This window comes from Paenibacillus pinisoli (assembly GCF_003605435.1).
Lineage (GTDB): Bacteria > Bacillota > Bacilli > Paenibacillales > Paenibacillaceae > Pristimantibacillus > Pristimantibacillus pinisoli.
Map to the genome: position 1 here is coordinate 41,848 of NZ_QXQB01000007.1, position 12,047 is coordinate 53,894.

Consider the following 12,047-nt stretch of genomic DNA (forward strand, 5'->3'; position numbering starts at 1 on the left):
AATTTCTTAACATCTTACTTTCTTTAATGCCTAGCTAGCTCCTTGCGGACAAGGGGGGCGACATCCGTTCCAAATCGTTCGATCGTTCTTAACAAATCACGATGCGGAAGCGTACTAAAGTCAACGTACAAAAGAAAACGAGTCAAGCCCAGTTGTTTGGTTACACGCACGATCTTTTCTGCTACATATTCTGAATCTCCAACATAAAGAGCGCCGCGAGGGCTCAGTGCTTCCTCATATACACTTCGTGTATAAGTCGCCCAACCGCGTTCCCTTCCAATTTGATTCATTTGTTCGGCCATAATGGGATAATACTTTTCTCTGGCTGCTGCAAACGAGTTGGCAATAAAACCATGCGAATGACAGGCGATTTGCAATTGATTAGGATCGTGCCCTGCTTGTTGGGCTGCTTTAAGATATAACTGCACTAAGGGAGCGAAACGCTCCGGCATGCCGCCTATAATGGAGAAAATGACAGGAAGACCAAGCTGACCGGCACGAATGGCCGACCCCGGACTGCCGCCAGTAGCAATCCATACAGGAAGCGGGAATTGTTGCGCTCGCGGGTATACGCCCATATTGTGCAGCGGTGCACGGTGCTTGCCATTCCATGTTACGTTCTCTGAAGATCGTATTTTGAGTAAAAGCTCCAATTTCTCATCGAATATTTCCTCATAATTTTGCAGGTTATACCCGAAAAGAGGAAAAGATTCGACAAAAGAACCGCGTCCGGCCATGATCTCGGCCCGCCCATTTGTTAAGTTATCCAGGGTGGCGAAATCCTGATAAACACGGACTGGATCCGACGAAGACAATACCGTAACGGCACTGGATAGCCGAATATGGTTTGTAGTAGCTGCAGCCGAAGCCAAAATCATTGCCGGCGATGAGCTCGTGTAGTCCATGCGATGATGTTCACCAATCGCATAGACATCAAGACCGGCCTGATCAGCCAGCTGAATTTCTTCCATCGCTTGTCGCAGTCGTTCGCCTGGCGGAACGCCCCCGCCTTTGGGGTTGGTGTGAAGAAATGTAGAGATTCCAAGTTCCAATCGCACGCGATTTTCCAAAATGGTTTCCCTCCTTTATCTTTTCTATATTTCTAAATATATAGAAATGATGCTTAAAAAATTTACGCCAGTAAATATGGCGCAAACTTCATTGCCACTTCTTGATCAACACTGTAGTGAATAAACGAACCGTTCTTTTGCGACTGGATTAAACCCGATTCCGTCAGCTGCTTGAGATGATGGGATAACGTTGAACCGGCTACGTGTCCAAGCTGTTCACCGATCGCGGTAACGCATTGATTCTCTTGCTTTATTAGCATTAAGGCAATTTTTAGTCGTGTAGGCTCACCTAGAGCCTTGTATACTTTGACAGCTTGCACTAGATCGTGATCGACATCAGCCATTAAATTCTCCTTTCCGCCATCATTTCTATATTTATGGAATTATAGAAATGATATTACCACCTAATGACTGCGGTGTAAAGTAAAAATTTGATTTGGCTGCCAAAGTGAGTAGGCATAGCGAAGTCTGGCTTCCACAGGGCCGCCATTGTTTTCGCCGAAAGACCCGTTAAGCTGAACCATATCATAAGTAGGGCGAAATTTTATATCCACCCAAGCCTGATTTAGTAGCCTCAATAAAAACGCAAAAGGAACGGACTATAGCAGTTATGGTGGAACATCATCATTTCTCTTCCCACCATTTCTTATCTTTTACATCAGGATGTTTGTCGTAGCCCTCCTGAAAGCCGGAACAAAGTGGATGAGATCGTCAACACAGCGGCATCGTTAGGGCGATAAGATAATTTTGCAGCATACTACTTTAGTATGACTACAAACTCCTATAACTCGCTCTATGATGTCAAGATAGAGTTGAATTGTAGGAGTTTTTGCATGCCGGTTTACTGAAAGCGGAACTCAGTTCGACATTAATAACATCGGCAATCCGTTTATTCAAGTACCATTCTTTTGTAAGAAATGTTTCCGCCAAAGTACTTTACTTTAGTGCTTCTATTCTAATTGGTTGGGGTGTTTTGTTGCATGAAAAAAACAAGAGCATTTTCTCTTTCATTACTATTAACTTTTTCATTGTTTCCAGTAGCTACGTCTGCTACAGCTACTGAACTTAGTATTCAGACGAAGGACGTGGCGCTAGATACTTTTAGGTACCCTATTGATGTGAGCAGTCTGAAGATTTCTGGCAACCTTGGTGCAGATGGCATTGTGATTTTTCCAGTTTCTAGCGATTTGATATATGACGCAACGATTTTTGAACCAAGGCTTGAAATCGAATACTCTGCTGCGAATACAGCACCCGTACTTGCTGCAATCGGTAACAAAACGGTAAATGAAGAAAGCTTGCTGACCTTTACAGCAAGTGCATCAGATGCGCAGGGAGATCCTCTAACGTACAGCTTGGTAGGTGCACCATTAGGAGCAACTATCAACGCAACGACAGGTGTGTTCACATGGGCGCCAATGGAAGCACAAGGTCCTGGCAGCTACACGTTTTCTGTACGAGTAAGTGATGGAGCGTTAAGTGATGAAGAGGAAATTACCGTAACGGTCAACGAAGTGAATGTAGCACCAGTACTTGCTGCAATCGGCAATAAAACGGTAGATGAAGAAAACCTGCTAACCTTTACAGCAGTTGCAACGGATGTCGATATCCCTGCGAATACGCTAACGTACAGCTTGGTAGGTGCACCATTAGGAGCAACTATCAACGCAACGACAGGTGTGTTCACATGGGCGCCAATGGAAGCACAAGGTCCTGGCAGCTACACGTTTTCTGTACGAGTAAGTGATGGAGCGTTAAGTGATGAAGAGGAAATCACCATAACGGTCAACGAAGTGAATGTAGCACCAGTACTTGCTGCAATCGGTAATAAAACGGTAGATGAAGCAAACTTACTAACCTTTACAGCAGTTGCAACGGATGTCGATATCCCTGCGAATACGCTAACGTACAGCTTGGTAGGTGCACCAGTAGGAGCAACTATCAACGCAACGACAGGTGTGTTCACATGGGGGCCAACGGAAGCACAAGGTCCGGGCATCTACACGTTTACTGTACGAGTAAGCGATGGGATGGCAAGTGATCAAGAAACCATCACGGTTACAGTCAATGAAGTAAACTCGGCGCCAGTATTGGCTCCAATCGGTAATAAGACTGTGGACGAGGAAATGCTGCTTACATTTATTGCAACAGCAATAGATTCAGATTCGGTTGTACTGACATATAGCTTGGTGGGTGCACCGGCAGGGGCAACGATCAATGCGGCAACGGGTGAATTCACATGGACGCCAACTGAAGCACAAGGTTCTGGTAGCTACACATTTACAGTACGAGTTAGTGATGGAATGTTAAGTGATGAAGAGGAAATTACCGTAACGGTCAACGAAGTGAATGTAGCACCAGTACTTGCTGCAATCGGCAATAAAACGGTAGATGAAGCAAACTTACTAACCTTTACAGCAGTTGCAACGGATATCGATATCCCTGCGAATACGCTAACGTACAGCTTGGTAGGTGCACCAGTAGGAGCAAGTATCCATGCATCAACAGGTGTGTTCGTATGGACGCCAACGAAAGCACAAGGTCCTGGCAGCTACAACTTCACAGTTCAAGTGAGTGATGGCTCATTAACGGATGAGGAAGTAATTACGGTTACTGTAAAAGCAGTGCATGGGAATCCGGGAACAGTCCCGGGTTACGGTGAAGGAACGAATCCAGCGCCAGAACCGACTCCGGAGCCGACAACTCCTCCGACTTCGATCTTCAACACGAATCTGATCCAGTGGGAACAGCTGCAGCAGTTGATTCGGGAACGATTGAAGTCGGTGGATGCGAACGAGGATTGGTTCACGGATACTAGGACGCATTGGGCGCGGCAGACCATCGATAAGCTGGCAAGTCTACGCGTTATCACGGGTTATGTCGATGGCAGCTTCAACCCCAATAATTCAATTACGAGGGCAGAGTTTGCTGCAGTGCTTGCCAGACTGTTTATCTTCGCGCCTGCGCAGACAAGTCCAGCACCATTTACCGACATGCAGGGGCACTGGGCTCAAGGAGCGGTTACTGAATTGGCTAACCACGGGATCATTACAGGTCACAGCGATGGCAGCTTCAGACCGAACGCGACGATAACGAAGGAAGAAATGGTTGTCATGATGATGAGGCTGGTGAATACAGCAGCGTTGCCGCAGACGGGACATGCGGACTTCGAGGATATGGCCACTGCCGGAAAGTACGCACAGGAGGAGATTGACGCAGCGGCAAAGGCCGGACTGATTCAAGGCTATAACGATAAGCTTCAACCGAAGGGTAAAGCCACTCGTGCGGAAGCCGTCACGATGCTGTGGAAGCTGCTGATGCTGGATCCGGAATTAAAGGCTATACTGGATGATAGTTTGGTGGGATAAGCAACATTAGCTATCATTTATAGCCGTTCATGCACCTACAGTGTGTGAACGGCCTTTTTTCTATTCAGTAGAATTCGCTACATATTCAGGAATGCATTGAAGTATTTGACCTATAGATGACATGGTGAACCTTATCATAAGTGATGACGAAAAATTGGGGTTGATATCGGTGGTTCGCTCAAGATAAGAAAAATTTCAAAAAATATTAAGTAGGTTTGGGGTAGTGATGATGAATAACTTAGAGTTAAACCTTGAGCAATTAATAAAGGAGAAATTTCCTGAGCGATTTAGAAAAGAAGTATAATAGCCTGTGGAGTAAATCGAATTAATGAAAAACAAATTAACACCCATCTGAATGACAATTTAGGAAAAGCTGATGCTGATTTTGTACGCGGACACACAGGATTTGTTATTGGAGGCGTACCACCTTTAGGACATGTAGAGTCAATCATCACTCTTATTGATGAAGATTTGTTACAATTTAGAGAGATATGGGCTGCTGCCGGACATCCAAGAGCAGTGTTTCAATTAATACCAGAAGAATTAGTGCAAATGACAAAAGGACGAGTAATTTGTGTAAAATAAATTTGTGTTTCCTTTCTGTTATTTCGCTAAAGGGTGACGATAATTGAATCATCATTAATAAGGCCGCCGATTACTTCGGCGCTTTCTGTGTATATTTATGAAGGCAGAAATAAGGCGAAATATTTGGGCTTTAACCGTTATTGGTAGTAGAGCGAGAGGGCGTTCAGCTAATGGGAAGATAATGCAACTATTTGATTAATTATTACGTTTAACATATGGAAAATTACACAGTTTTGCAATCGGATTTAAAGATGCTTGCGAGGATGACACTGTCATCAGGGATCTATTCTCTTGCGCCGAATTGGATTGATCATAGAATTAATATTTGGGAGGTAAGTGCGGAATTTCTTCGTATGACGGGAGTATATGAATTGAGTAACACAGGGAGGATAACTGGGATGAGAATGCCAAGCGACAGCGAGATGACATTCCTATTCGATGGAGATGGGAGACAGCTTCAACAATTTATTGAGAAGCATCATGAAAAACTCAAGCGCTATCAATTGATGGATGATGAGACTGAATTGGCGGACGAGCTCGCGATCAAGGAGCAAATTCCGATTGTGTTTGCTTTTGTATACAGCGTCACTGTAGATTGGGGAGAGGATGACGAGGAGATCGTCCGATTGTTTGGTAAACGGCTTCCCGATGAAACGGTCGAGGTGATGTCTACGGACAAAGGACTTGACATTACCTACAATGGACAACTGCATTCGATTGCGCTTACCTTTACCGGAAATGATCGCTATATCACGATTCGCGGCTTTCAGGAGCTGATCCGGGACAAATACGAAATTCGACTATTTGAGGCCTCGTATCTTTCCGATACGCACGATTTTTTGGTTTTACCGAAGCGGCAGTGGGAGGAACTGGATGCCCGGTATCCGGTGCGGAATAGGGAGATATTCCGTGTCATCGATGATGAGCTGGATTTTCCGTAACCAGGATGTCTCTCGCGCCGAATTGGATTGATTACAAGGGAGCTGGCCGCGACAGCTCCCTTGCGCATTTTTCGCCGATAGACCCGTTAAGCTTTGCAATAATGAAATATTCCTGAGAGCTTATCTTCAAGCAATCCGATTTGACAATTGAAAAACTCCCTTTCACATATTCGGCAATTTCATTTGCTATCAACCTACCTTCTTTTCTAGAGCATACGCCCGGTTGAATCCTTTAAGGATTAGCCATATAGCCAAAACCAATTGTTGAGAGGCTATTGGAACGTTCAACGTCATGTAGGTTGCATCGAGACCGATGAAGCGAATCATAAATAATAAGCTCGCCAATATGGACAATATAGATCCAATAAGACCCGAAACGGACAACCAGCGCGGGACGAATTTTGTTTGGTAAAATATGCAGTTAAACAAGAACATCGCCAAAACAAATGTCAGTGTCGTGGCCACATGATTTACCAAATCACGTCCTTCCCGTAACAATCCACCCAAGGTCTGAAAATACGAGTCATTCAGAGCTCCAACTTTTGCAAATTCGTGGCTTAATGTCAATAGCAACAGAAGAATGATTACACCAATAATAATGAACACACCCGCAATGATGCCGAAAGCAGCAGACCCAAGAGCTAAACCTTTATTATGCTTGCTTAAAATCGGATACATCGCAATAGGAATACCCACATATGCAACAACCATTAACAACTGGGAAAACGCTCCTATCAGTACCTGATTTTCATTTGTATAAGCCTGAATAAGGTAGTCTGCTCCATCTATAACTGGAACAACACTAAATATACCTGTAACCAACCCGGCTAATAATAACACCCCAGTAATTACTGCAGACCTTCTTCTTGAATTTGTATTCTTCCTCATTATCCATGAGCCTCCTCATCCTTACCTGCCCTTATCATTAGGAACAAAGAAAGACGCCGATTCGCTCAGCGTCTTCCCAGGGCATTTCCTATTCCACTTAATTCTTACCTCCATAGCTCTTATATGTTGCGTAAACTGAATCTGCGTATTGATTTGCCAGAATAGGACGGCCATAAGAATCTGTTGCTCCCGGGTACCAGTTATCTCCTCCGTTATAGCGTAATAAGCCGTTATAGATGTTGCCGAATCTAACAATTTTTTCGTTTAGAATCAGTGCACCCAAGTACACCTGATCTTGTTCACTGCTGTGATTATAAGCACGGCCAAATGTGGAGCTGAATTGAGATAAATAAGCATTACGTGTATTTGGTTCTACCTGCATCAATCCGTCGCCGGCTGATGGACTACCTGGTAAACCCGCTCCAAAGCTGCTTTCTTTTTTGATAACAGCACTCAGCAATAAAGCAAAATCTCCGCCTTTACCAAATTTATTGTCTGCATTCATTGCATATGTCCATATGTGGCTTGGAACTTCGGAAGGCTTTGATACTGATGGATTTGGTGAACCCGTATAGATCTTAACAGATGACATTTTGTCATTGACAGCATTGCCAACCCAGGAGGAATCTGAAGTATAGGTCCATTTTGTTCCTCCAAAATTATCATTCTCATATACTTCAACAGTCCAACCGCTTGGTACCTTGAGAGAGGACATCCAGTCATTCGGAATTCCTCTTGCGTTCAACTGAGACAATGTATAATTGCCTACTCCAAGTGTTACTGCTTTTCCGCCATAGTTTATATCTGCATAGAATGTCACTCCATTTGTTGCTGGTGGTGGTGTAGTTCCACCGCTGCCGCCCTTCTGCCATAAAGCAGGAACATTGGATGGTTCCCAACCTACGAGGGAAGTATGCGCCTGAAGACAGGTGTAAGTGCTTCCATTATATGTAACAGTATCATTTGCTGCATATGCAGTATTTGGAGCCCATGCTCCTCTAGCGGCTGCATTTACCGGCGATACCGCGTAAAATGTAGATATGATAAATGCAAAAACTAACATAAGTGATAGGGCTTTAGAAGAAAACTTTTTATAAGTCATTTTAAAACCTCCATATTTGATTTAGCCTACCCCGAGACATGCCATACTTAAAGTAAAGCTTGAACAGAATCTTGCAGTAATATCTTCATTGCTGCAATCAGATTTACTGTTAAGCATTCATGAAATATCCCCCCTTATTCTAATTTGTTCAAAGGGAAAAGCGTAGTGGTCTGTTATATCAGGAATATAAAATTAGTACTAACTTATTCAACAGATTATTTTTTATTCCCCTTTAAAAATTCGCTTAAGCGCATTTGTCACCGTTTTGTTAGCATTATAGCCCTATCGAGTTATGCCGCAAAAAGAATACAGTCCAAGGTCTAGTGGCCACCCAAACTTTAGGAGGGCCCCTCTACCGAACCACAGACAGAGGAGATGTTCATCTTGTTTTGTTAAACTTTACGGGTAAGCAATCTAGCTGGAAGGAGCGCAGCAAGTGAAAACTTTATTACGCATCATTATCTATCTCATCGTTTTTGTCGTCGTCGTAGGGGGGACAGGCGCCATCGGGTACGTCAATACAATGAATGCCGGAATGTCGGTTTACGATAAGGTCGCCCCTTCATTGACGGATGTGAAGGTACCAAAATATGACGCGAACAAACCCACAGTGGCCGTGCTGCTGGCGAACGAAGTGACGGAAGTGTTCGACTTTCTCGTCCCGTACGAGATGTTTGCGATGACTGAAGCTTACAATGTATACGGCGTTGCCCCCGATCGCGAAATTAAATCACTGACTGGCGGACTCGATGTCCTCCCGCATTATTCATTTGACGAGATGGATGCGATGCTCGGCAAAAGCCCGGACATTATCGTCATTCCGTATATGCCAATCTTGGACGAGAAAAAATATGCGCCCGTCCGTGAATGGATTCGGGAGCACTCGGGCGCCAAGACGACATTGATCTCCATTTGCAATGGAGCTGAAAACCTGGCGGATACCGGCTTGCTGAACGGCAAATCGGCTGCGACGCACTGGGGAGACATCAACCGGCTCATTAAAAAATATCCGGAAATCCAGTGGGTGAAAGATCAGCGCTACGTCCCGCAAGGCAATCTCGTATCTTCTGCCGGTCTGACTTCGGGGATCGACGCTGTGCTATACGTCATCTCCCAGCAGTTGGGTGAGGCGGCGGCGAAGACAGTGGCGGGAGAGATGAACTATCCCTCTTACGATTATGTGACAAACCCGCAAATGAAACCGTTCATTGCCGGGCTGAGCGATATTACGTACGTACTGAATAACGCTTTTCAATGGAACAAAGTAAAGGCGGGTGTGCTGCTATATAACGGCGCCGATGAACTGGATTTGTCCGCCGCATTCGATACGTACGCCGCTTCCGGTACGACGACGACGTTGACCGTCTCCAGCGCGAACGAACCGATCGTAACGAAGCACGGCCTGAACCTAGTCGCGCGTTATCAGATAAAAGACGTACCGAAATTTTCGAAAATGATTGTTGTCGGTGCCGATGCCGAGTCTACAGCTGCCGAAGATATCCACCAATGGAAGAGCAGTGGCAACAGCGCGAAACTGCTGTTCCTGCACCGCGATGCGGCGGATCGGTTTGCAATGGATCCCGCATTCGAGGATTTGGCCAAGCAGGAGGATATCCAGACGGCGAAATTTGCCGCCAAGCGGCTCGAATATCGCGCCACCGACCACCTGAAGCTGGAGGGCAGCTCCTTCTCTTTTGAAGCGTTTGGCGTACCGGTTTTGCTCGGCGTCCTGTCCTTGCTCATCGCTTTTTTCATCGATCGGCGCTTCATCCGTAGGAAAAAGGGATCATCTGCAGATATAAAAGCTTCGAGGTAACCCTTGCTAGCAGGGGATGTAAGAGCAGAAAACTGGATTTTTATCTCATGAGAAAGGCCATCCGTTGAGGGTGGCCTTTAAACTTGCCATTATAGGCAGAAATTTTAATACATTCTACTTTAGTAGCACTACAATCTCCTATAATTGGCTTTAAAATGTCTAATGGGATTGTGTTAGGCGATAATGGGAAATTCCGGCCAGATGAGCCAGTGACACGAGCAGAGATTGTCGCCATGTTGTACAGAGCTTTGACTGCGGATCAAGAACTTCGTCATCTTGAACTGTTGCCAGTATCCCAGTACTCAGGTCAACTGCTCCTTCGTAATCGAGACGTTTCCCTAATAGACAAAAGAGCCAGAAATTATTTACAATGTTCCTAATAGAATGGTAGGAAGGATATAGGGCTGTTATCATGAATATCCTCGAAGACTTATTGTTGCAAGTAGCGTTCGTCGTTACGTTGATTTTCGCCTTCCAGCTCATTTATTTGATCGGCTTCGGGAGATTTAAGTATTTCAGGCTGATTCAGGCTGTTTTATTCGGAGCAGCGCTTGTGTTGTGCATGAGCTTTCCCGTCCAAGTTACCGACCAATTAAGCATCGACATCCGTATCGTTCCGCTGCTTCTGGGGACGTTCTACGGCGGGTTCGAGACGACGATGTTTCTATCCTTGCTTATTCTGATTTACCGCTCCTACCTTGGGATAGATGACGGTTTCTATGCGACGACGCTGGCGGTGTTCATGTGCATCCCCATATTCATATTCTTCCAGTCCCGATTCCTGCAAGGCAACAAGAACCGGAGGCTGTGGATAGCGACAGGTCTTACGGTTAGCTATTGCGTTTGCAGCTTTCTGTCTATGGCTATCTTCATCGGCTTATCCGAAACATTCTTAGGCGCTATGCTTCTGTATACCTCGGTCATGATAGCCGTCGTGCTGATCTTCGTTGCGATGAATGAGGTCATTAAGGAGACGTTAGTGAAAAATCAGCAGCGAGTGGCCGAAGCCAAAGATGCAGAGATCGCTTTTTTACGTTCGCAGATTCAGCCTCATTTTCTATACAATGCTTTGAATTCGATAGCCGCCCTCTGCGTGGAGGACTCCAGGCAGGCAGAGAAGCTTACGCTAGACCTGGCTCAATATTTCAGAATCGGGCTCAACTTCAAGCAAATGGACGCTTTCACGACATTGGAGAACGAATTAGAATTGACCAAGGCTTACCTTAATATCGAAAAGGTACGCTTCGGCGACCGATTAGCCATCGAGTACAATATTGATGCCAATCCGAATCACCTCATTCCTCCGCTCGTCTTGCAACCGTTGGTCGAGAATGCGATCAAGCACGGTCTGATGTCTAACGAAAAAGGCGGTACCGTCACCATCTCGATTCTGGAGCACGGCGGTAAGCTTCAGTTCGCTGTCGAGGATAACGGGTGCGGAATGAGTGTGGCAAAGCGGCAAAAAGTCCTTGGTTCAGGTTCGGAGCATAGAGGGATAGGGCTAAGGAATATATCGCGACGAATCAAGCTGCTGTACGACGCAAGCTTGCAAGTCAACAGCACGGTCGGGGTCGGAACGAAAGTGTCTTTCGAGCTTCCCTATCTGTCAGACAGGAGGAAGATGGATGATAAGAGCCATAATCGTGGACGATGAACCTTTGTCGGTGCGACGGCTGAAGTCTATGCTTGCTGAATTCGAGGAACTCGAGATATGCGGCGCATTCTTAACCCCACGCGAGGCGTATGAGTATGCGCGAGCCAACCCCTTTCAGGTGGCGTTCCTCGATATCTCCATGCCGGATGTTGACGGGATGTCTTTGTCCCGATTATTGCTAGAGCGCGATCCCTTCCTATCCGTCATATTCGTTACGGGCTATGACGATTATGCGGTACAAGCCTTTGAAGTGAATGCATTAGATTACTTAATGAAGCCGGTAACGGAACAACGACTTGCCCGAACGTGGGAGAAGATTAAGGAAAAGTATCGCGATTATGCTTCCGCGGAGGAGCCTGGCGCAACCGGTCTGCTGACCGGACAGGAGACTCGCATCGTTCAATATATGGCCGAAGGGTTATCCAATAGGCAAATTGCGGAGAATTTGCACATCACTTCGGAGACGGTTAAGTATCACTTGAAGAACGTCTTCCGGAAGTTGGACGTCAATAACCGCGTAAGGGCGCTGCAGCGCGCCAAGGAATTGAAGATCATTCCATAGCCGACAAGCACTCAAAAATCCCCCCCAATCGGGGGATTTTTTAATATATCCGATTATTTTA

The 12,047-nt window shown here is 45.6% G+C and carries 11 protein-coding genes; 7 read left to right on the plus strand and 4 right to left on the minus strand.

Annotation, left to right across the window (positions count from 1 at the left end; translation table 11 throughout):
• Positions 1–23: 23 nt before the first annotated feature.
• Together D3P09_RS24330 and D3P09_RS24335 are read right to left on the minus strand one after the other, a co-directional pair.
• Positions 24–1,073: an LLM class flavin-dependent oxidoreductase gene (locus D3P09_RS24330; RefSeq protein ID WP_424452643.1), complete on the minus strand. Its 1,050-nt coding sequence runs from the start codon at positions 1,071–1,073 to the stop codon at positions 24–26.
• A 59-nt stretch (positions 1,074–1,132) separates the two neighbouring features.
• Entirely contained in the window at positions 1,133–1,414 is a 282-nt protein-coding gene (locus tag D3P09_RS24335; protein ID WP_120114039.1) for an ArsR/SmtB family transcription factor, read from the minus strand.
• A gap of 636 nt (positions 1,415–2,050) precedes the next feature.
• Here D3P09_RS24335 and D3P09_RS24340 point away from each other — a divergent pair.
• The 3 genes from D3P09_RS24340 to D3P09_RS24350 all read left to right on the plus strand — a co-directional run bounded on the left by D3P09_RS24340 (position 2,051) and on the right by D3P09_RS24350 (position 5,964).
• A complete protein-coding gene (locus D3P09_RS24340) occupies positions 2,051–4,438 on the plus strand; it encodes a putative Ig domain-containing protein (protein WP_120114040.1) in 2,388 nt (795 codons plus the stop codon).
• A gap of 303 nt (positions 4,439–4,741) precedes the next feature.
• Positions 4,742–5,023 (plus strand): YbaK/EbsC family protein, encoded by a 282-nt coding sequence (locus D3P09_RS24345; RefSeq protein ID WP_341538306.1) that lies wholly within the window; start codon positions 4,742–4,744, stop codon positions 5,021–5,023.
• Between the two features lie 398 nt (positions 5,024–5,421).
• Positions 5,422–5,964 carry a hypothetical protein gene (locus D3P09_RS24350; protein ID WP_120114042.1) on the plus strand — a complete coding sequence of 181 codons (543 nt, stop codon included), beginning with the start codon at positions 5,422–5,424 and terminating at the stop codon, positions 5,962–5,964.
• Between the two features lie 189 nt (positions 5,965–6,153).
• Here D3P09_RS24350 and D3P09_RS24355 read toward each other — a convergent pair whose 3' ends face one another.
• Positions 6,154–6,855, minus strand: coding sequence for a DUF4386 domain-containing protein (locus tag D3P09_RS24355; RefSeq protein ID WP_120114043.1), 702 nt, complete (start codon positions 6,853–6,855; stop codon positions 6,154–6,156).
• A gap of 94 nt (positions 6,856–6,949) precedes the next feature.
• Positions 6,950–7,954, minus strand: a complete 1,005-nt coding sequence (locus D3P09_RS24360; protein WP_120114044.1) for a carbohydrate-binding protein — start codon at positions 7,952–7,954, stop codon at positions 6,950–6,952.
• A gap of 436 nt (positions 7,955–8,390) precedes the next feature.
• Between D3P09_RS24360 and D3P09_RS24365 the strand changes: the two genes are divergently transcribed.
• From D3P09_RS24365 to D3P09_RS24380, 4 genes are all read left to right on the plus strand, one after another.
• Positions 8,391–9,770, plus strand: a complete 1,380-nt coding sequence (locus D3P09_RS24365) for a DJ-1/PfpI family protein (RefSeq protein ID WP_120114045.1) — start codon at positions 8,391–8,393, stop codon at positions 9,768–9,770.
• 155 nt (positions 9,771–9,925) lie between these two features.
• Positions 9,926–10,150 carry an S-layer homology domain-containing protein gene (locus D3P09_RS28530; protein WP_120114046.1) on the plus strand — a complete coding sequence of 75 codons (225 nt, stop codon included), beginning with the start codon at positions 9,926–9,928 and terminating at the stop codon, positions 10,148–10,150.
• Between the two features lie 32 nt (positions 10,151–10,182).
• A complete protein-coding gene (locus D3P09_RS24375) occupies positions 10,183–11,424 on the plus strand; it encodes a sensor histidine kinase (RefSeq protein WP_120114047.1) in 1,242 nt (413 codons plus the stop codon).
• Positions 11,396–11,986, plus strand: a complete 591-nt coding sequence (locus D3P09_RS24380; protein ID WP_120114048.1) for a response regulator transcription factor — start codon at positions 11,396–11,398, stop codon at positions 11,984–11,986. Before D3P09_RS24375 ends, D3P09_RS24380 begins: the two co-directional genes overlap by 29 nt.
• Positions 11,987–12,047: the final 61 nt, after the last annotated feature.

Bases quoted from the DNA above. Each gene is read 5' to 3' on its own strand.
- D3P09_RS24335 (WP_120114039.1), bottom strand. From the start codon at position 1,414: ATGGCTGATGTCGATCACGATCTAGTGCAAGCTGTCAAAGTATACAAG.
- D3P09_RS24340 (WP_120114040.1), top strand. From the start codon at position 2,051: ATGAAAAAAACAAGAGCATTTTCTCTTTCATTACTATTAACTTTTTCA.
- D3P09_RS24350 (WP_120114042.1), top strand. From the start codon at position 5,422: ATGAGAATGCCAAGCGACAGCGAGATGACATTCCTATTCGATGGAGAT.
- D3P09_RS24360 (WP_120114044.1), bottom strand. From the start codon at position 7,954: ATGACTTATAAAAAGTTTTCTTCTAAAGCCCTATCACTTATGTTAGTT.
- D3P09_RS28530 (WP_120114046.1), top strand. From the start codon at position 9,926: ATGTCTAATGGGATTGTGTTAGGCGATAATGGGAAATTCCGGCCAGAT.
- D3P09_RS24375 (WP_120114047.1), top strand. From the start codon at position 10,183: ATGAATATCCTCGAAGACTTATTGTTGCAAGTAGCGTTCGTCGTTACG.
- D3P09_RS24380 (WP_120114048.1), top strand. From the start codon at position 11,396: ATGATAAGAGCCATAATCGTGGACGATGAACCTTTGTCGGTGCGACGG.